A 20448-nucleotide genomic window follows, 5' to 3' on the forward strand; every position below is an offset into this window, starting at 1 on the left:
CCATGACTCTACGCAAGGCGTGCGGGTCGCGGCCCGCGTGCACCGCGCCACCCGTGCAGCGCGGTCGTGAACACTATATGCCTGTGCGAGGCTGATGGTGCAGCCTGGCCTGGCCGTTCAGGCGTCCTCGGAGATGTCGCTCTTGTAGCGGTCGGCGGCCACGCTGCGCGACAGCTCGGGCAGCATGCGCCGGCGCGCTTCCTGAAAGTGTCGCCATTCCACGCTGTCCACCAGCGAGGGAATGGTGACCAGTTCGCCCTGGTCGTAGCCCGCGAGCGCCGCGTCCACCAGTTCATCCACTTCCATGATCATGCGCGGCGGGAAGGCTTCGATGCCGCCCGCGGCATTCCAGATGCCCGTGCGCGTCACGCCCGGCAGCACGCATTGCACGCGAATGCCGTGCCGCGCGACTTCCTCGTGCAGCGAGAGGCTGTAGGTGAGCACATAGCTCTTGCTGGCCGCATAGGCGCCAGGGAAAAGCTCCGGCGCCAGCGCCAGTATCGAGCCGATGTTGATGATGCTGCCCTGGCCGCGCGCCACCAGCCGAGGCAGCATGGCCGCGATCAGTCGCGACGGCGTGGTGACGTTGAGTTCGATCATCGCGTCCACGTCGTCGGGCGATGCTTCCGCGAGAGCAGGCCCGGCCTCCACGCCCGCGTTGTTCACCAGCATGCCGATGGCGGCGTCGGTGCGCAGCCGTTCTTCCACGCGCTCGCGTTCGCCGGGCAAGGTCAGGTCCGCTGGCAGGACTTCCGCTTTCACCTGATATTCACGGGCAAGCCGCCGCGCCAGGGCTTCCAGCGGCTCCGGGTTGCGCGCCACCAGCACGACTGGATGGCCGCGTTGCGCGAAGCGATCGGCGTAAGCGGCGCCGATGCCTGCGGAAGCGCCGGTGATCAGGACGGTATCGGGCTGTTCGACGACGGCCATGCGGGTATCTCCGGGGACGAGGGTTTGGATGGCGCCAGGGCTTCGCGATGACCGGTCAAGCTTGCACCCGCGCCGGTATCGTGTCACGCCCCGGATGGGCGTTTTCCTCAGTAGAACTACGCATCATCTTTGGGTGATTTTTCGCTCGTGGCCCCGGGCGTACTGGTCGAACATGGCCGGGTGAAGGGAGCTCAAGCATGGCTACGCCGATACGTGTCCACCCTCCCGCACCGAACCCGGCCCCGGGCGATCGATACCCCAAGGAGACATCATCATGAAGACGTTCCAACCTTCCACCCGCTACCTGCTCGCCGCCGCGATGGCCCTTTCCGCGCCGATGTTCGCGTGGGCGCAGCAGGCCACGGAGGAAGCCCCCGTCAACTCGACCGTGCATGAGCTGGGTCGCGAGGACCGGTCGATCACGGCGACCGTGGTGTCGGTGGACAAGCAGGAGCGCTTCGTCACGCTGAAGGGCCCCAAGGGCAAGGAAGTCACCATCCAGGCCGGCCCCGAAGTGCAGAACTTCGACCAGCTGAAGGCGGGCGACCAGGTGACGGCGCATTACCAGTCCGCCGTGGCCGTGCAGATCATGCCGGCCGGCAGCGCCAAGCGCGACGTGGAATATCAGGCGGGTGAGGCGACCGCCGCGCCGGGCAGCAAGCCGGGCGTGAAGGAAGGCCAGTCCGTCACGGTGACCAGCAAGCTCACCGCGGTGGATCTGAAGAACCACACCGTGACGCTGAAGGGCCCGGACGGCCACGAGCGCATGATCGAAGTGAAGGATCCTGCGCGCCAGGCCGAGATGAGCAAGCTCAAGGTGGGCGACATGGTGGTCGCCACCTATGTCGAGGCTCTGGCGATCACCGTGACGCCGAAGGCGAAGGCGTCGAAGTAAGCAACGAAAAGGGGCCGCACCGCGGTCCCTTTTTTTGCGTCGAGGTGAATCCAGCGACGCTTACGGCACGCCACCGTCGCGGATCAGGGCCAGGACTTCGTAGCACGCACCCATGGTGTGGTAGTCGGTCTTGCCCGCCGGGCTCTTCTCGTCGTCGTACTTGCGGTTGTCCCGCGTGAGGATGCGGAACCACGCGCCGTACTTGTGATCGACCAGATGTTCCCACGAGTACGCCCATAGCTTCTGGTACCACGCGTCGTATTCGGGCAAGCCAGTGCGCGCATGCAGCAGGGCTGCCGCAGCCAGTGATTCGGCCTGCACCCAGAAATACTTGTCGTCGTCGCACACGGTGCCGTCCGGCGCGAAGCCATAGGCCATGCCGCCGAATTCCTTGTCCCACGAACGGGCGAGCGCGGTGTCGAACAGGTGCTTGGCGGTCACCAGCCAGTCTTCCTCGCGGCCGCGCTCCAGCAGCAGCGGTTCCATGATCAGCAGCAGCTTGGCCCATTCGGTCTGATGGCCGGGCTGGAAGCCCCACGGACGGAACAGGTGCTTGGGATTGTCGAGGTTGTATTTCCAGTCGACGTTCCAGTTCACATCGTAGTGTTCCCACACCAGGCCATCGGCCTTGGCCGCCTGGCGGCGCGTCATGTTGTCCGCCAGCTGCAGCGCGCGTTCGAGGTAGCGCGGCTCGTCGCTGGCCTGGTAGGCGGCGAGCATCGCCTCGCACATGTGCATGTTGGCGTTCTGGCCGCGGTAGTCGGTGAACTGCCACTGGTCGTTCGCCTCGTCGCGGTACAGGCCGGCCTCGGCATCCCAGTAACGCTGCTCCAGCAGGTTCCAGGTTTCGTCCATCCACGCGCTGGCTTCGCGCACGCCGGCCTTGAGGGCGGTGGAGTAGGCGAGCAGCACGAAGGCCACGCCGTAGGCGTGGTACATGGTGTCCTCGGGCTTGCCGTCGCGGATGGTCCACGCGTAGCCACCCGTGGCGGGGTTGCGGTGCACGTCGCGCAGGTAGCGCAGGCCGTGGTGCACGGCGTCGAGGTATTCGGGCTTGCCGAATTCCATGTGCGCCATCGCGTAGTTGAAGACGAAGCGCGTGCTGCTCACCAGGTGGCGATGGCTGCGGTCGTAGATCGTGCCGTCGTCCTTGTAGTAGTGGAAGAAGCCGCCGGCCGGGTCGATGCAGTGTGGATGGTAGAAGGCCATCGTCGTGGCGATGTGCTCGCGCAGGAAGGCCTCGCTGCGGAAGTCGGGCGTGGTGGTCATGCGTAGGTCTCCATGAAGCTCAGCACCTCGGCCTCGTCGGGAATGGCCGAGAACGAACCCTGGCGCGTCACGGTGAGCGCGCCACAGGCCGCGGCGAAGCGCAGGGCCGCATGCAGGCGGGGCAGTTCGGTGATGAGGTGATCGATGCGGTCGTCGGTGTGGTCGAGCCTGGCCAGCTGGTACAGCAGGCCGCCGACGAAGGCGTCGCCCGCGGCCGTGGTGTCCACGGCGGGCACGGCGTACACCGGCAGCTCCCCTTCCACGTCCGGATGGAACCAGCGCAGCGCGTTGGCGCCGTCGGTGATGATGACCAGGCGCGTGCGGCCTTCCCACAGTTTCTGCAGCGTGGCTTCCTCGCCGTCGACGGCGAGCCAGGCGAATTCCTCGGCGCTCAGCTTCACTACGTCGGCCAGGTGCAGCGCCGGCCAGATCAGCGGACGCGGCTCCACGTCGCGCGGCCACAGCGCGGGACGCAGGTTCAGGTCGAAGCTGACCAGCGCGCCCGCCGCGTGCGCGCGGCGCATGCCTTCGCGCGTGGTTTCGGCCAGCGCGGGGTCGGTCATGCTGTTGGAGCAGACGTGGAACACGGCGGTTCCGTCGAAGCTCTCCGCGTGGAAGTGCATCGGGCGGAACAGCAGGTCGGCCGAAGGCGGGCGATAGAAGCTGAAGCTGCGCTCGCCGTTGCCGTCCAGCGACACGAAGGCCAGCGCGGTGTTCGCCTCGTCGGTGCGGGCAACGCCGTTGGTGTTCACGCCCGCGCGGCGCAGGCTGTCCAGCAGGAAATCGCCGAACATGTCCTTGCCGAGCATGCCGGCAAAGGCGGCCTCGCCACCCAGGCGCGCCACCGCCACGGCCACGTTGGCCGGCGCGCCGCCGGCATAGGGAACGAAGCTGCGCGGAAACCCGGCTTCGTCGCCGCCTTCGCTATGGAAATCGATCAGTGCTTCACCGAAGCAGAGAATGGTGCGTGACATCAGCGTTCGAGGCTCGACTCAATGGTGGATGGCGGGCGTGGCCGGCTCGCGAACGAGCGAGCCGCGCAGGCCGTAGAAGACGATGTAGCCGTAGCAGAGCAGCGGCAGGATAAAGGCGTGCTGGATGCCCATATGGTCGGCCAGCACGCCCTGCGCCAGCGGCAGCAGCGCGCCGCCGACGATGGCCATGATCAGCAGGCTCGATGCCTTGCCGGTCAGCGGGCCCATGCGCTCGATGCCCAGCGCGAAGATGGTCGGGAACATGATGGAGTTGAACAGGCCGATGGCGATCACGCTGACCAGGGCCACCTGGCCTTGCGTGAGCATGGTGGTCAGCACCAGCAGGCCGGCGACGGCGGCGAAGGCGGCCAGCAGCTTGCGCGGGTTGATGTAGACCAGCAGCGCCGAACCGGCCAGGCGTCCCACCATCGCGCCGCCCCAGTAGTACACCACGTGGTCCGCGGCGGCCTGCTCGCTCATGTGGCCGATCTCCGGCAGCGACAGGTAGTTCACCAGGAAGCTGCCGATGGAAACCTCCGCGCCCACGTAGAAGAAGATCGCCAGCACGCCGAACAGCACGTGGCTGTGGCGCAGCGCGTCCATCAGCGTGTGATGCGAGGTGTCGGCCTGCTCGGTGGATTCGGTCAACGGCGGCAGGCGGAACAGCCACACGCCGACGGCGAGCACGAGCAGCGCGACGCCCAGGCCCAGGTAGGGCACCTGCACCAGCTGGGCCTGCTTCTGACGGTAGTCGGTGAGCTGCTGGCGCGTTTCCGGCGCCAGGCTCGCGCGCACGTTGGCCAGTTGCGCGGCGTCATGTTCGTCCAGCCGCGAGGAAGCGAGCTTGTCCAGCGCCGTGGCGAGCGTGGCGGGCGGCAGGGCGGCAAGCTGCTGCGGCGAGAGCGTCGACAGCGTGGCGAGCAGGGGCGCGCCGGAGAGACTGTCCAACACCTGCGCCATCGGGCCGGCAGGCAGCTGCACGAAGCTTGCGGCCACGTCCTGCACCGGCAGGCGATCCAGCGCCGTGGCGGAGGCATCGTTCAGCGCGGCCACCAGGCGCTCGGGCGGCGCCTGCCTGATCGCGTCGATGGTCTGCACCGCCGGCGCGTTGTTGAGGGTCTGCACCAACTGCACGGTTTCCGGCGCATTGCGCACCGCCGGCGGGATCACCACCGCCGCGGCCGAGAGGATCAGCAGGCCGCCGAACTTCGGCCCGATGGTGGTGCCCAGCGAATTCATCGCCTGCGCCAGCGTGAGCCGGCTGGAGCTGGTGCGCTCCGGGCCCAGCAGCGCGACATACGCGTTGGCCGCCACCTGCAGCACCGTGATGCCGGTGGCGAGCACGAACAGCGCCGCGAGAAACGCGCCGTAGGAATGCAGCTGCGCCGCCGGCCAGAAACCGAAGGCGCCGACCGCGGCGATCGCCAGCCCGGCCACGATGCCCTTCTTGTAACCCAGCAGGGCGACGAGGCGGCCCGCCGGCAGCGACATCAGGAAGTACGCGCCGAAGAAGGTGAACTGCACAAGCATGGCCTGCGCGTAATTGAGTTCGAACACCGTCTTCAGGTGCGGGATCAGGATGTCGTTGAGGACGGTCAGGAACCCCCACATGAAGAAGATCGTGGTGGTCACCGCCATCGCCATCGGATAGTCGGTGTAGCGCGTCTTGCCGGTGGCCGGCGACGCGGTCGCCGACTGGACAGGTGGAGCTGCGAAGGCCATGCGTGTTTCCGAGGGTCAGGAAAGAGGGCAGCTGCTTTCGCGCACGACCAGTTCCACGGGCGCGATGATGGTGCCGGAGGGCGCCTGCGGATCCCGCAGACGGGCGAGGAGCATTTCCGCCGCCTGCCGTCCACGCGCGCGGGGCGCGGTGGACAGCGTGGTCAGCGAGGGCATGCTCATGGAGGCTTCGGCGATGTCGTCGAAGCCGGTGACGGCGAAGTCGCGCCCGGCCTGTCGTCCGTGCTGGTGCAGGCCGAGCATGAGGCCCAGCGCCACCGCGTCGTTGTAGCAGACGGCGGCCGTGGGCGCGGTTCCGCTTCCTTCGAACAGCGCGCCCGCGGAGCGTGCGGCGTCGGTGCGCGTGGGCGTGCTCTGCACGCGCCACTGCGGTTCGACGGTGAGCCCGGCGGCCTGCATCGCCTGTAGATAACCCGCATGGCGCTGGCGCGTGGAACTGGCGTGGTCGTGCCCGCCGAAGAAGGCGATGCGCCGGTGTCCCTGCGCAATCAGGTGCTCGGTGGCCTGGCGCGCGCCGCGCTCGTTGTCGAGCATCAGGCGATCCCAGTGCGCGTATTCCGGCAGCTCGCCGCCCAGTTCGCGGTTGAACAGCACCACCGGCGTATGCGTGCCCACGGCGGCGAGCACCTTGCGCGCCTCGCTGTCTTCGGCGGGCGACAGGATGATGCCGCCGGGACCGTGCTCGATCAGCGAGCCCAGCACCGCGTGCTCGCGCTCGGCGGAGTCGCCAGTACTGCCGAGCAGGGTGACGAAACCGGCCGTGCCCAGCGTCTCGTCGACGCCGGCGGCGAATTCCGCGAAGAACGGGTTGGCCAGCTCGTTGATCACCAGGGCCACGCTGGACGACGTACGCCGGCGCAGGTTGGCCGCGGCGCGGTTGTAGACGTAGCCCTGCTTGCGCAGTTCTTCCTCTACCCTGGCGCGGGTGACCTTGTTGACGAGGGGGCTGCCGCGCAACACCAGCGAAACCGTGGCGCGGGACACACCGCAGCCCGCCGCGATGTCGTTGAGTGTGATCTTTCTACCGACCGGGGTCTGGCTTTCCATCGCAGGCCTGGGTTGATTGGAACGATCCAAAGGTAACCGGCCGCGCGGTCGAACGGAACCGATTTCGATGGCGCGACGCAGCATGCAACGATGCCTGCATGAATGTTAGCGTGAGGCGAAATTAGAACGATTCAAATCTATTACTTTGGGGAAAGTCTATGTTTGATTCGCCGTTCCGTGCCTGGCTGCCCGGTCTGCTGGCCGCCGCGGTCTCCCTGGGCCTTGCGACACCGGTTGGCGCAAGGGCTGCCGAGGGCCATGCCGCCGATGTCGACCCCCGTATCGGCACGGGCGGCGATGGCCACACCTTCCCGGGCGCCACGGTGCCTTTCGGCATGATCCAGCTGTCGCCCGACACGGCCATGCCGGACTTCAAGCATGCCTACAAGTACGCCGCCGGCTACCAGTACGGCGACAGCAGCCTGCTGGGTTTCTCGCACACGCATTTCTCCGGCTCCGGCCATTCGGACATGGGCGACGTGCTGGTGATGCCGATTGCCGGCGACGTCCGCCTGGAACCCGGCGACGCGGCAAAGCCCGGCAGCGGCTACCGCTCGCGCTTCAGCCACGACACCGAAGTGGAGCAGGCCGGCTATTACGCCGTGACGCTGAGCGACTACGGCGTGCGCGCCGAACTCACCGCCGGCCGCCGCATCGGCTGGCATCGCTACACCTTCCCCGCGAACAAGCCGACGCATCTGCTGCTGGATCTGCGTCCGAGCATCTACGACTACCCCGGCAAGGTGCTGTGGTCCAGCCTGCGCGTGCATGAGGACGGCACCGTCACCGGTTGCCGCACCACGCGCGGCTGGGCGCCGGGACGCGAGCTGTGCTTTGCCATGCGCTTCTCGCAGCCCCTGCAGTCGCGCACGCTCTACAACCGCGAAACCGACGTGGTCTACAAGGGCTTCAAGGGCCCGGGCCACGAGGCGGAAGACCATGACGGCCAGAGCGGCCGCGCGCTGGAAGGCGTGTTCGACTTCGGCACGCTCAAGCAGCCGCTGGGCGTGAAGGTGGCCATCTCCACGGTGAGCGAAGCCAACGCCGTGGCCAACCTCGATGCCGAAGGCAAGGGCTGGGATTTCGATGCACGCCGCGCTGAAGCGCGCGCGGCGTGGGACAAGGCGCTGGCGTCCATCGACGTGGAAGGCAGCAAGGACCAGCGCGTGGGCTTCTACACCTCGCTCTATCACGCGCTGCTGTCGCCGACGCTGAGCATGGACGTCAACGGCCAGTTCCGCGGCCCTGACGGCGCCGTGCACGAAGCGGTCGACAAGAACGGCAAGTTCGAATTCCACTCCACCTGGTCGCTGTGGGACGTCTATCGCGCGCAGCAGCCGTTGGTGGCGCTGCTGATGCCCGGGCGCAGCACCGATTTCATCCGCTCGCTGATCGCCTCGCGCGAAACCAGCCCGTTCGGCATCCTGCCGGTGTGGGCGTACCAGGGCCTGGAGACGTGGTGCATGATCGGCTACCACGCCGTGCCGGTGATCGCCGATGCCTACGTCAAGGGCGTGCGCGGCTTCGATGCGGACGCGGCGCTGAAGGCGATGGTCGCCAGCGCCACCTATGCGCCGTACGGCGATCTGGGCGATTACATGAAGCTCGGCTACGTGCCCATCGACAAGGAGCCCGAAGCCGCCTCCAAGACGCTCGAATACGCCTACGACGACTGGTCGCTGGCGCAGATGGCCAAGGCCATGGGCCGCAAGGACATCGCCGCCACCTTCGACAAGCGCGCCGGCAACTGGCGCAACGCGTACGACCCCAAGACCGGCTTCATGCGCGCGCGCAAGAGCGACGGCAGCTTCCGCGAGCCGTTCGATCCGGATGCGGCCGGCTATGGCAGCGACTACACCGAAGGCAACGCGTGGCAGTACTCCTGGTACGTGCCGCAGGACGTCGCCGCGCTGATCAAGGCCATGGGCGGCGACCAGGCCTTCGTCACCAAGCTGGACAGCGTGTTCGAGGCCAAGGTCGACAAGTCGCACTTCGCCAACGTCGAGGACATCACCGGCCTGATCGGCTGGTACGCGCACGGCAACGAGCCCAGCCATCACCTGGCCTACCTCTACGACTATGCGGGCGTGCCGTGGCAGACGCAGAAGCGCTTGAAGCAGATCATGGACAGCCAGTACGCCACGCGTCCCGACGGCTTGGCCGGCAACGACGACCTGGGCCAGATGTCCGCCTGGTACATCTTCACCGCGCTGGGCTTCTACCCGGTGACGCCGGCCAGCGACGAGTACGCCATCGGGCGGCCGTTCGTGTCGCGCGCTACCTTGCATCTGCCCAACGGCAAGACCTTCACCGTCACGGCCGATCCGCTGGATGACGCGCACCCCTATGTCGGCGCGGTGACCCTCAACGGCAAGCCGCTGGACCGCGTCTTCCTCCGCCACGGCGAGATCGTGGCCGGCGGCGAGCTGCACTTCGCCATGCAGGCCGAGCCGAACCGGTCGTGGGGGCAGGGCGCGGGTGACCGGCCTTCGTCGATGAGCGTCTCTACGACCAAGGTCGCGGGCGCTTCCGGCGAAAGCGATGGCAAGACCCATCGATAGACGGTGGCGTTTGCCGGGGTGATTCTGCAAACATGCCCGACATGTTGCGCTCATCCTGGAAACTGGCGTCGACACAACGGCCCTCCGTGAAGGACCGCCTGGCCCTGCGCTGGCGGTTGGGGGGCCTCCTCGCCGCCGTGCTGGTGATCGTGGCGCTGCCCTACGTGGTCACGCGCTCCGGCTCCAGCGAAGCGATCCAGGCCAGCGAGCGCGTGACGCATTCCAGCGAGGTGAAGTCGCTCACCTACCGGATCGCCTACGTCACGCGCGACAGCGAGGCGGCGATCTACCGCCTCATCCACGGCGATCGGGACGCGCAGGTGCGCCTGCGTGCGGAACGCGCTGCGCATGAAGCGCCCGGACTCCTGCAGCAGCTGCGCGAGATGACCCGCGACAGCCCGGACCAGCAGTCCCTGATCGGCTCGCTCAGTTCCACCGTGAGCGGTCGCCTGGCGCTGAGCGGGCAGGCCATCTTGCGGCATGACCATGGCGACGACACCGGCGCGGCCGACGCCATGCGCGACTCCGGCACGCTGTTCAAGATGGACGATCTGATCGACGAGATCGTGCACAACGAGGACGGCAACCTGGTCACTCGCCGCGACGCGGCCAGCCGCGAATCGTTCAACAGCGAACTGGCGCTCACCATCACCGCCATCGCCCAGGTGCTGTTGCTGGCGATCGTGGTGATCGTGTCCGAGCGGCAGATCAGCCGCCGCCTGCGCGCCGAAGTGCGCGAAGGGCAGGCGGTGCAGCGCTCGCAACTGATCGTGCAGGCGGTGCGCGAACCGATCGCGCTGCTCGACGCCAGCCTCGGCACGCTGCTGGTGAACGCTGCCTTCGGCGAGCTCTACGGCCTGCCGCCCGATTTCCGCCAGTCGCTGCCGCTCACCGAGATCGGCGATGGCGCATGGAAGGACAGCGCGCTGCTGCAGCGACTGAACGACGTGTTGCTGCTGGACCGCGAACTGTGGGACTACGAACTGATCCAGCGCACCGTGGATGGCGTGGACCGCCACGTGGTGATCAACGCCCGCCGCCTGGAGCAGGACAGCGGCGGCGATCCCGTGCTGCTGCTCACCCTGAGCGACGTGACGGCGCGCGCGCTTGTGGAACAGCAAGTGAAGGAACTCAACCGCCAGCTCGAAGGCAAGATCGAGCAGGTGTCGGACGTGAACCGCGAGCTCGAAGCCTTCAGCTACTCGGTGTCGCACGACCTGCGCGCGCCGCTGCGCCATATCAGCGGTTTCGCCGGCAAGTTGCAGCAGCACCTGGGCGACACCGCGGACGAACGCTCGCGCCACTACATCGAGGTGATCAACGACGCCGCCAAGCGCATGGCCTTGCTCATCGAGGACCTGCTGGTGTTCTCGCGCCTGGGCCGCGGCGCCTTGCGCCTGCAGCCGGTGGACATGCAGTCGCTGGCCGACGAGGCGCGCGCGCTGGCCGAGACGGATGCGCACGGGCGGCACATCGTGTGGTCCATCGCGCCGCTGCCCATCGTCATCGGCGACGAGAACATGCTGCGCACGGTGTGGCAGAACCTGCTCGGCAACGCGGTGAAATACACCGGCAAGTGCGAGGTGGCGCGCATCGACGTGGACGTGCAGCGCCATCGCGACGGCAGCTACGAATTCGTGGTGAGCGACAACGGCGCCGGTTTCGACATGCAGTATGCGGGTAAACTGTTCGGCGTGTTCCAGCGGCTGCACCGTGCCTCCGAATTTCCCGGCAACGGCATCGGCCTGGCCAACGTGCGTCGCATCGTGACCCGACACGGCGGGCGCGTCTGGGCCGATGCCCAGCCGGGGCAGGGAGCGCGCTTCCATTTCAGCCTGCCGTCTTCGGACCTCGCAGAGAGCTTTTCGCAGAGGCGCCCATGAAACATCGAGACCTCCGTACCATCCTGCTCGTCGAGGACAGCCTCGCCGACGCCGAAATGGCCTTGGACGCGCTGGCCGGCGCGCACCTGGCCAATCCCGTGGTGCACGTGGAAGACGGCGTCGATTGCCTGGATTACCTTTACTGCCGTGGCGACTGGGCGGGGCGCGAACCGGTCGATCCCGCGGTGGTGCTGCTGGACATCAAGATGCCGCGCATGAGCGGCCTGGAAGTGCTGACGCAGCTGCGCGCGGACGAGCGTTTCCGGCGGGTGCCGGTGGTGATCCTCTCCTCGTCGCGGGAAGAAAGCGATCTCGCGCGCAGTTGGGACATCGGCGCCAATGCGTACGTGATCAAGCCGGTAGATGTGGATCAGTTTTTTGAAGCGGTGCGAACCGTGGGGCAGTTCTGGGCCGTGCTCAACCAGGCGCCGGACCACGGCTGAGAACTAAAGAGCGGGGGCGGTGAGCACCACAACGGGGTGGCTGAAAGTGGAAAGGCAGCAGTGGGCGTTGCCCCGAATCCGTGTACTTCAGATCGAGGACAGCCAGCTCGATGCCGAGCTGGTGTTGTCCGAACTGGACGCCGATCACATCGAATACGACGTGCGGCTGGTGGATGCCGAGCGCGATTATCTTTCCGCACTGGAGCAGTTCCAGCCGGACATCGTGCTGTCGGACCTGAGCATGCCGGGCTTCTCCGGCCAGCGCGCGCTGGACATCCTGCGCGAACGCGACCAGGACCTGCCCTTCATCTTCGTCTCCGCGACGCTCGGTGAAGAGGCCGCCATCGAAGCGCTGCGCAACGGCGCCACCGATTACATCCTCAAGCAGAATCCCGCGCGCCTGGCCTCCGCCGTGCGTCGCGCCATGCGCGAGGCCGAGGCGCAACGCGCACGCCGGCGCGCGGAAACCGAGCTGATCCGCGCGCAGCGTTTTGAAAGCCTCGCCATGCTCGCCGGCGGCCTCAGCCACGACTTGCGCAACCTGCTGCAGCCGCTGCTGCTGGCGGGCGACAGCCTGCAGGATTACCAGGACGACCCACGCCTCGCGCGCCTGGGACGACTGGTGCGCGATTGCGGCAAGCGCGGCCTGGACATGGTGCAGTCCATGCTTTCGTTTGCGCGTGGAGCGCGCCGCGCCGAGCAGGTACGCGTGGGCGCGCTGCTCGATGCGCTTGGCCTGCTGCTGCAAGGCAGCGTGCCGCGCAACGTGACATTGGAGCTGGAGGCGTACGACCCGGACCTCAGCTTCGACGGCAACCACACCGAGCTGCAGCAGTGCCTGCTCAACCTCAGCCTCAACGCCATCCAGGCCATGCCCGACGGCGGCAAGCTGCAGATCTCGGCGTCGCTGGCGTCGTTGCCGGAAAGCTTCTTTTTGCCCGATGAGGAAGCGCGCGAAGGCAACTACGTCTGCCTCACCGTGAGCGACACCGGCACGGGCATGGACGAGGCGGCGCTGCAGCACCTGTTCGAGCCGTTCTACACCACCAAGGAAAGCGGCACCGGCCTGGGCCTGGTGTCGTGCAAGCGCATCATCACCGCCCATGGCGGCGTGATGCGGGTGGACAGCCAGCCCGGCGTGGGCACGCGCTTCCACATGCATATTCCGCTGACGCGCCAGGCCGCCGAGATCGCCGAGGAACAGGAAACCATCAACCTGCAGGGCGAAGCCGAGCGCGTGCTGGTGGTGGTGGAAGAAGCCGGCCAGCTGTCGCTGCTGGTCGACACCCTCGACTCCTGGGGCTACCAGGCCCATGGCAGCCAGAGCGGCACGGCCGCGCTGCAATGGCTGGAAGCCCAGGGCGTGCCTGACCTGGTGGTGCTCGATTCGGACATGAACCTGTTCACCGGCGTGCGCACGCTGGCGGCGCTGTTCGACCATGGCTACCGCGGCGCGGTGATTTTGCTGGCACGCCCGGATGCGCCGCCGGACATGGACGAGCTGCCGGTGATGGAGCACCTGTACCTGGTCGACAAGCCAGTCTCGACGACGAAGCTGTTGAAGACGGTGAGGGAGGCGCTGGAGGAGAGTGCTTCCGGGGCGGGGCCGCAGGGGCCGGTGTGAGGTTGCGGCTGTTCGGTGATGGTTTGTGCCGAGGCGTCGAGGTCTCGGCAGGTTTTCTTCCTCTCTCCTCCGGGGTACGCGGGGAGCAGCCATAGATGGCTGCGGCTCTGGGGAGCAAGGAGAGGGCTGGGGTGAGGGCCATTCTTGCCTCGCGGCGTCATAAGAACCGTCATTCCTGCGAAGGCAGGAATCCAGTGACTTTGTGTTCGGTTGTCGCGAACGCGCTGATGAAGAGCCGATCAACCCCGCGCAAAGTCGCTGGATCCCTGCCTTCGCAGGGATGACGGCTAAAGAATCAGGCGCTGAGGCAAGCCCACGACCTTTATCCCCTTTTCGGGGCTCACCCCCAACCCTCTCCTCGCTCCTCAAAGCCGCAGCCATCCATGGCTGCTCCCCGCGCGCCCCTCCGGGGAGAGGGAGTCAAACTGAGGGAACTGGGGGCGCATCGATCACGTCACCCACAAACAAAAAAGCCGGACAACGTCCGGCTTTTTGCGTCGCACCGATCAACCTCAGTCGATGCCCAACTTCTTCAACTTGTACCGCAGCGCGCGGAACGTAATGCCCAGTTTCTTCGCCGCCGCCGTTTTGTTGTAGCGCGACTCTTCCAGCGCCTTGATGATCGCCGTGCGCTCCAGGTTGCTGATGTAGTCGTCCAGGCCGCCGCTGGCGGTGGGCGAGGCGGCGGGTGCGGGCTCCGCCGCTGCAGCGTGCAGACTGGCAGGCATCGCAGCGGGAACCGGTTCGGCATGGGCACGCGGCGTGCGTTGCGGCAGCATCAGGTCGCTGACGTCGATCTGGTCGCCGTCGCACATCGCCATCGCGCGTTCGAGGATGTTCTCCAGTTCGCGCACGTTGCCGGGAAAGTCGTAGCTCTCCAGCGCCTGTTGCGCGGCGGGCAGCAAATGGCCCGGCGTGCCGCCGCTCTTGGCGGCGAGCTGGCGCAGTACGAAGTTGGCCAGCAGGGGCACGTCGCCGCGGCGTTCGCGCAGGGGCGGCACGCGCAGTTCGATGACGTTGATGCGGTAGAACAGGTCCTGGCGGAACTGGCCTTGTTCGACCAACGCCGCGAGATTCTTGTGAGTGGCGGAGAGGATGCGCACGTCCACCGGCACTTCCTCGCGCGCGCCGATCGGGCGCACGGCCTTTTCCTGGATCGCGCGCAGCAGCTTCACCTGCATGTGCAGCGGCAGCTCGGCCACTTCGTCGAGGAACAGCGTGCCGCCATGCGCGGCCTGGAACAGGCCTTCCTTGTCGCCTACCGCGCCGGTGAAGCTGCCCTTGCGGTGGCCGAAGAATTCGCTCTCCATCAGCTCGGACGGAATGGCGCCGCAGTTCACCGGCACGAACGGGCCGCTGGCACGCGGGCCCTGCTCGTGGATAAGGCGTGCGACCAGTTCCTTGCCCACGCCGGATTCGCCGGCGATGTACACCGGCGCCTGGTTGCGCGCGAGCTTGCCGATGGTGCCGCGCACCTGCTGCATGGCGGGCGACTCGCCGATCAGGCGCTCGTTGCCGTCGGGCTTGGCGGCGGCGTGGCCGCTGCGCTTTTCCTCGGCCAGGCGCAACGCGGTGCGTACCAGGCGGCGCAGCATCTGGATGTCGACCGGCTTGGACACGAAGTCGAAGGCGCCGGCCTTCAGCGCGCTCACCGCCGCGTCCACGTTGCCGTAGGCGGTGATCATCGCCACCGGCGTATCCGGATGTTCGGCGGAGATCAGTTCGACCACCTCATGGCCGGTGCCGTCGGGCAGGCGCATGTCGGTGAAGCACAGGTCGTAGTGGCGCTCGGCGAGGGCGCGGCGTGCTTCCGTCACGGTGCCCACGGCGTCGACCAGCAAATCCATGCGGCCGAGGGTGATGGTGAGGAGTTCGCGGATGTCGCGTTCGTCGTCGATGACCAGAACGGTCTGTTGGCTCATGTCGTCAGTATTGCGCTGTGGACGGGGCTAGGATAACCGCCACCCCGCCAGTGGGCAAAGTCTGACGACGGCGCGGCGGCTACTTGCGGGCCAGGTGCTGGTCGAAGAATCTCACGATCGTCGCGTAGGCGGCCTTCGATTCTGGCATCTCCGGGTCGGAGAAAAACGAGTGCCACATCCCTTCCCAGACATGCAGCTCGGTCGCCACGCCGGCCTGGCTGAGCAAGGTCTGGCTGCGGATGACCGAGCTCATGGCCATGTCGCGGGTGCCCGTGATCAGCAGGGTGGGCGGGAACTGGGCCAGCAAGGCCGGGGAAAGCCCCGGAAACACGAGCGGGTCGGTCGCGCTGGCGCCCTTGAAATAGGGCAGGTCGCCCAGCGTCAGCGGATGGGCCGGCACCGGGCCGCCGTTGAGCAGCGGCGCGACGTAGGCCGAGTCGCCGTCCATGTCCACGAGCGATCCGCAGAAGGTGCCGATGGCGCCCGGCACGGGCAGCTTGCGGTCGATCAGCCGCGCCACCGCCTCGCCGGTGAGCACGCCGCCGGCGGAACAGCCATAGATGCCGATGGCGGCGGGCGGGTACTGCTTGAGCAACGCCCGGTATACCGCCTCCACGTCTTCGCTGGCGGCGGGGAAGACGTGCTCGGGGCCTTGCCGGTAATCGACGCTGATTACCTTGATGCGGCCCAGGCTGGCGATGGGAATGGATTCCACCAGCCCGCCACTGTGCGCGCCCCACAGGAACGCGCCGCCATGCAGGTTGATCAGCACGCGGTCCTTGTTCTCCGGCGCGATGCCCTGCGCCGGTTCCACCACGTCGGTCGCCACGCCCGCGATGGTTTCCCGATGCGTCTTCACCGGATAGATCGCCATCATGCGGTGCGCGCGGTCGCTGTTCATGCGGTCGTAGAACGCGCGGCTTTGCTCGATGGGCGCGGTGATCGGCGGCGCCTTGCTGCCGGCGGCGAGCATCTTCGGGAAGAAGGCGCGCGCCTCCGGCGAGGCCGCCGGGGAATAGGGCAGGGTGACGTTGGCCGCGTGGATGCCGCCGTCGGCGTTGACCGTCGGCGCGGCTTCCTGCGCGCGCAACGGGCTGCACACCACGGCGGCAGCCAGGGCCAGGCCCATCAGTGGACGGCGCATCACGGCGTCTTCTCCGTCTTGGCGGGCGTGGCCGGATGCTGCGCGGTGCCTTCCAGGATCTCGTGCAGCTTCAGGTACACGCCGTTGGTCCAGCCGAAGCCCACCACGTTCTCGCTGTAGCCCGCGCTTACCTTCACGTCCGCGTTGCCCAGCGCCATGTTGTATTTCTCGCGGATGGTGCCGTCGTCGGCCAGGCCCTGGTCCACGGTGGCGGCGAACTTGCCGGCGAGGCGGCGCGCGTCGTCGTGGAAGCCGTAGTCGTCCAGGCCCTTCACCGCGAGCCAGTTGGTCGGCGCCCAGCCAAACGGATCGCCCCACTGCACGGCCATCGGCCGGTTGTCCATGCTCAGGCCGCCCTTGCGCTCGAACACGTTGAGCTTGCCGCGCACCGCGGCGGCCTGCTGCGGCGAGGCCATGCCGGCCCACAGCGGGTAGTAGGTGGTGACGTAGGGGTAGGGCGAAGGCTTGCCGGCGACGAAGTCGTAGTCGCGGTACATGCCGTCCTGCTCGCTCCACAGGTACTTGTCCATGGCCGCCTTGCGAGCGTCCGCGGCCTTGGCCCAGCGCTCGGCCTCGCCTGCCTTGCCCAGCTGCAGGGCGAAATCGTGCAGGTCGCGCTCATAGCGATAGAGCAGGCTGTTGAGGCTGGCATCGGCGTAGTGATGGGTGGAGCCGCCGAACGGGCCGAAATGCGAGTTGGTGTCAAAGCCCGATTCGCGCATGGCGCGGTCGCCGTGGAAGTAATCCGCGGTGAGTCGATAGCCGTCCACCCACGCACCCGCGCACACCTTGGAGGCACGCACGTCGCAACTGGTCTCTTTCAGCTGCGCCGCTTCCGCAGCGTTGGGATGCTCCGGCGCCTTGATCAGGTAACCGGGATCTTCCTGCGGATGCGCGATCAGCCAGCGCATCACGCCCTTGTAGAACTCGCTGTCCTTGGCCTCCAGCACCGGGCCGCTGCCGAAGTCGTAGTAGCGCGCAAGGCCGGTGTCGCCCGCGCGGTGTTCCGGGCGCGTCCAGATCTCGTAGTTGCGCACCGCGAGCGGATAGGCCCTGGCGAGCCATTCGCGCCGCGCATCCGCATCCTTGAAGCTGGTGGGCTCGTCCAGCACCGCCGTCATCATTGCGGTGAGGAAGGGCGGCTGCGAGCGGCTGAGGTAATACGTGCGGTTGGCGTTGAGCACGCCGCCGTAGTTCTCCACCTCGTACAGCGCGTTGTCGACCATGTCCTTCGCCAGCTCCAGCTTGTGGTCGGCAACCAGCCCCAGCAGGATGAAATAGCTGTCCCAGCCGTACATCTCGTTGAAGAAGCCGCCGGGCACCACGTAGGGATGCGGTAGGTACAGCAGGCCTTGCTGCGGCAGCTTGGTGGCGTCGATGTCGCCCAGTTGCTCGACCTTGCGCGGCAGCGCCCGCACATCCACCTTGCAGCGCTTGCCGATGGCCGCCACGCTCGCAGGCACGGGCTGCCCGGCGGGGACGTAGAGCACGGGACGGCCCACCACCTTGGTGTCGACGAGCGCGGCGCAGTCTTCCTGCGAGCGCGTGAGCGTGGTCCAGGCCTTGTCGATGTAGGCGCGCGTCTTGGCGGGGTCGGGCGTGTCGGCCGCGAAGGCGGAGCCCGCGACGGCGCAGGACAGTGCCATGGCCACAAGGCGGCGGCGAACGGTCGGGTTGGCGTGTGGGGTCATGTCTGCTCCCGGTGGTTGGCGTGATCGGTGGGGTTCGCGGTGGCGGCGGGGTGGCGTTCAAGGCGTACCTTGCCTGCCGCGTCGCGGTCGACGGTGATGTCGAACGTGTCGCCGCGGAAGCGCACGTGCTTTACCGTCATGGCGCGCCACTGCGCTGGCAGCATCGGCGCATAGGCCTGCACCAGGCCGTCGCGCTCGATGCGCAAGCCGGTGAAGCCGTACAGCATGTTCTGCAGCAGGCCGCCGCTGGCGGTCATGAAATAGCCGGTGTTGTTGTTTGCCGTTTCCGTGCGCACGTTGTAAGGCGGCTTCAGCACATGGGCGGTGAGATTGTGCTGGAACCATTCGCTCGCCGCCGTCGTATCGCCCGCGGTGGACGCCGCGATGGACAGCGGCGTGAAGCCCATGCTGTTGGGGTCATGATGCGACCGCGTGATGGGCGCAATGGCGTAGTCGTAATCGCGCCGGCGTGTCGCCGCGTCCATCGGCAGGTCGAGCGATGGATAGCTGAGCATCGGCAGCAAGCTGCCGCCCCAGGAGTCGATGTCGTGCGGCACGGACGCATCGAAATCCAGGTAGTGGCCTTCCTTCGCGTCGAACGGAAGCACCAGGCCGTCGGCCACGGCGGCCCAGCGCGGGTCGGCCGCGTCGCCGACGAGCGTGGCCGCATCAAAGGCGATGCGCAGCGCCTTGCGCGCCGACGCATTGGTGAAGGTGTCGTTCGGTACGTCGTTATAGTCCTCGTCCACCGAGGTGACATGTTCGATCGCGTAATGCGAGGTGCCCGGCACGCGCGTCGCGCGGCTGGCCCAGAAATCCGCCACGGCGCGGATCACCGGCCAGCCGTCGCGCTTGAGCCAGTCGAGATCGTGCGTGGCCAGGTAGTACTGCCATTGGGCGATGGCGACGTCGGCGTTCACATGGATCTCGCGCTCGTCGAGTATCTGCGCCGAATGCGGCGTCTGCGAGCTGCCGTTGTCCGCGTCCGCTTCCCACGGATACATGGCGCCGCGCAGGCCGCGCGCCTTCGCGCGCTGTTCGGCCTGCGGCAACGAGCGGCTGCGGAACATCACCAGCGATTTCGCCCGCTCCGGGTGCAGCAGGAGCAGGGCGGGAAACACCCAGGAATCGCTATCCCAGAACACGTGTCCGGTATAGCCCGGCGTCATGCCGCAGGCGCCGATGGGCCAGTTGGTGTCCGGCGCGGCGTTGCTCAACAGGTAGTAGAGATCCGAATGCACGATCTGCTGCGCCTTCGTATCGCCGTCGATCACGATGTCCGACTGCCACAGGCGATGCCACGCATCGCGGTGCGCCGACAGCAGCTTCTCGAAGCCCTGGTCGCGCGCCTCGGTGGCCAGTGCAAGGTCTTCCTTGGCATCACCGCCCCAGCGCTCGCGCGAGGCTGCTACGAACTTGGTGAAGCGGTAGGACTGCCCCTTGCGCACGTCGGCATGCACCTCCAGCGACAGCTTGTAATCGCTGCGATACAGCCGCACGTCGCGCACGTGCAGGCCGCGGGGCAGCAGCACCGCGACGGCTTCGGCCATGCGCGCGCCGTGGGCGGCGCGACCGTCCAGCCATAGGGTGAGCTGCTGCGTGTCGCCATCGCCGGCCACAAGCTGGGTATCGCCGTGATACCAGAGTGGCGCGCGGTCGGGCACATCAGGAGGCATGGGACGCAACTGTAGGTTATGCGCCGCCACGGCCTCCTGCATCTGCGGGCCGTCGAGCGTCGCCAGCGGAAAGCGGGGCTGATGCGGCGCCCACAGGTCCAATGGAAAGGAGAACTGCACGTCGCCGTCGAAATCCGGCGTGAGCGTGATCTGCGTGGCGGCAAGATGTGGCGACGCCTGGCTGACCAGGGTGGCCACGTCGATGTCGGTGCGCTTGCGTCCATCGATGTAACGGTAGTGCGTAGTCAGCGTGCCGTCGTACATGTCCAGCGTCTGGCGGTAGTCCTGGAAGCGCGCAGGCGTCATGTCCACCTGGTTGAGCCAGAACTGCCCCGCGTGCGACAAGCCCGTGCTGTAGTCGATGCCCGTCCAGCCGGGTATCGCGGCGGGACGCGCGACGTCGCCAGGCGTTTCGTCCATCAGCCCGATCATGTAGGCAAGATTGCCCTCGGTGCCGCGCGGTCCGGTAAGCGTGGAAAAGAAGCCGTTGCCCAGTTGGCCAGGGAAATAGGCATCCAGATCCTTGGCCGTGGCCGTCAGCGTGAAGCTCGCATCGGACGCCGTTGCCGCACTTGAGATGCACAGCCCGAGCAGGGCTGTCATGGCGAAGGCGCAAGCGCGGCGGGATCCGTGCATCAGCGGTCTCCGT

At 67.2% G+C, this 20448-nt stretch carries 14 protein-coding genes; 5 read left to right on the forward strand and 9 right to left on the reverse strand.

The window, feature by feature from the left end; all coding sequences use genetic code 11:
• Nucleotides 1–117: 117 nt before the first annotated feature.
• On the reverse strand, nt 118–930 hold the full coding sequence (locus BDW41_RS08210) for an SDR family oxidoreductase (RefSeq protein ID WP_074545464.1): 813 nt from the start codon (nt 928–930) through the stop codon (nt 118–120).
• 274 nt (nt 931–1204) lie between these two features.
• Between BDW41_RS08210 and BDW41_RS08215 the strand changes: the two genes are divergently transcribed.
• On the forward strand, nt 1205–1825 hold the full coding sequence (locus BDW41_RS08215) for a hypothetical protein (RefSeq protein WP_074545460.1): 621 nt from the start codon (nt 1205–1207) through the stop codon (nt 1823–1825).
• A gap of 60 nt (nt 1826–1885) precedes the next feature.
• Here BDW41_RS08215 and BDW41_RS08220 read toward each other — a convergent pair whose 3' ends face one another.
• From BDW41_RS08220 to BDW41_RS08235, 4 genes are read right to left on the reverse strand one after another with little or no spacing between them, the layout of a single operon-like run.
• The gene (locus BDW41_RS08220) at nt 1886–3094 is read right to left on the reverse strand and encodes an AGE family epimerase/isomerase (protein ID WP_074545457.1); all 1209 of its coding nucleotides are present in this window, start codon (nt 3092–3094) and stop codon (nt 1886–1888) included.
• Nucleotides 3091–4068: a carbohydrate kinase gene (locus BDW41_RS08225; protein WP_074545454.1), complete on the reverse strand. Its 978-nt coding sequence runs from the start codon at nt 4066–4068 to the stop codon at nt 3091–3093. Before BDW41_RS08225 ends, BDW41_RS08220 begins: the two co-directional genes overlap by 4 nt.
• A gap of 18 nt (nt 4069–4086) precedes the next feature.
• Complete coding sequence (gluP, locus tag BDW41_RS08230; protein WP_074545451.1) at nt 4087–5790, reverse strand: glucose/galactose MFS transporter; 1704 nt, start codon at nt 5788–5790, stop codon at nt 4087–4089.
• Nucleotides 5791–5805: 15 nt separating this feature from the next.
• The gene (locus tag BDW41_RS08235) at nt 5806–6855 is read right to left on the reverse strand and encodes a LacI family DNA-binding transcriptional regulator (RefSeq protein WP_074545447.1); all 1050 of its coding nucleotides are present in this window, start codon (nt 6853–6855) and stop codon (nt 5806–5808) included.
• 158 nt (nt 6856–7013) lie between these two features.
• Between BDW41_RS08235 and BDW41_RS08240 the strand changes: the two genes are divergently transcribed.
• The 4 genes from BDW41_RS08240 (at nt 7014) to BDW41_RS08255 (ending at nt 13366) form a co-directional block, all read left to right on the forward strand.
• Nucleotides 7014–9416: a GH92 family glycosyl hydrolase gene (locus tag BDW41_RS08240; RefSeq protein WP_074545444.1), complete on the forward strand. Its 2403-nt coding sequence runs from the start codon at nt 7014–7016 to the stop codon at nt 9414–9416.
• Between the two features lie 41 nt (nt 9417–9457).
• Entirely contained in the window at nt 9458–11299 is a 1842-nt protein-coding gene (locus BDW41_RS08245; RefSeq protein ID WP_074546353.1) for an ATP-binding protein, read from the forward strand.
• A complete protein-coding gene (locus tag BDW41_RS08250; protein WP_074545440.1) occupies nt 11296–11742 on the forward strand; it encodes a response regulator in 447 nt (148 codons plus the stop codon). Before BDW41_RS08245 ends, BDW41_RS08250 begins: the two co-directional genes overlap by 4 nt.
• Before the next feature lie 67 nt (nt 11743–11809).
• Nucleotides 11810–13366, forward strand: a complete 1557-nt coding sequence (locus BDW41_RS08255; RefSeq protein WP_074545437.1) for a response regulator — start codon at nt 11810–11812, stop codon at nt 13364–13366.
• Between the two features lie 512 nt (nt 13367–13878).
• On the opposite strand, the gene BDW41_RS08260 is transcribed toward BDW41_RS08255, so the two are convergent.
• The 4 genes from BDW41_RS08260 to BDW41_RS08275 all read right to left on the reverse strand — a co-directional run bounded on the left by BDW41_RS08260 (nt 13879) and on the right by BDW41_RS08275 (nt 20435).
• Nucleotides 13879–15288, reverse strand: a complete 1410-nt coding sequence (locus tag BDW41_RS08260; protein ID WP_074545433.1) for a sigma-54 dependent transcriptional regulator — start codon at nt 15286–15288, stop codon at nt 13879–13881.
• 79 nt (nt 15289–15367) lie between these two features.
• The gene (locus BDW41_RS08265) at nt 15368–16432 is read right to left on the reverse strand and encodes an alpha/beta hydrolase fold domain-containing protein (RefSeq protein ID WP_074545428.1); all 1065 of its coding nucleotides are present in this window, start codon (nt 16430–16432) and stop codon (nt 15368–15370) included.
• The gene (locus tag BDW41_RS08270) at nt 16432–18123 is read right to left on the reverse strand and encodes a trehalase family glycosidase (RefSeq protein WP_074545426.1); all 1692 of its coding nucleotides are present in this window, start codon (nt 18121–18123) and stop codon (nt 16432–16434) included. Before BDW41_RS08270 ends, BDW41_RS08265 begins: the two co-directional genes overlap by 1 nt.
• On the reverse strand, nt 18120–20435 hold the full coding sequence (locus tag BDW41_RS08275; RefSeq protein ID WP_233496809.1) for a glycosyl hydrolase family 65 protein: 2316 nt from the start codon (nt 20433–20435) through the stop codon (nt 18120–18122). The genes BDW41_RS08270 and BDW41_RS08275 overlap by 4 nt, the downstream gene beginning before the upstream one ends.
• Nucleotides 20436–20448 lie beyond the last annotated feature (13 nt).

The sequence above is a fragment of the Dyella sp. AtDHG13 genome (assembly GCF_003201105.1).
GTDB classification, from domain to species: domain Bacteria; phylum Pseudomonadota; class Gammaproteobacteria; order Xanthomonadales; family Rhodanobacteraceae; genus Dyella; species Dyella jiangningensis_B.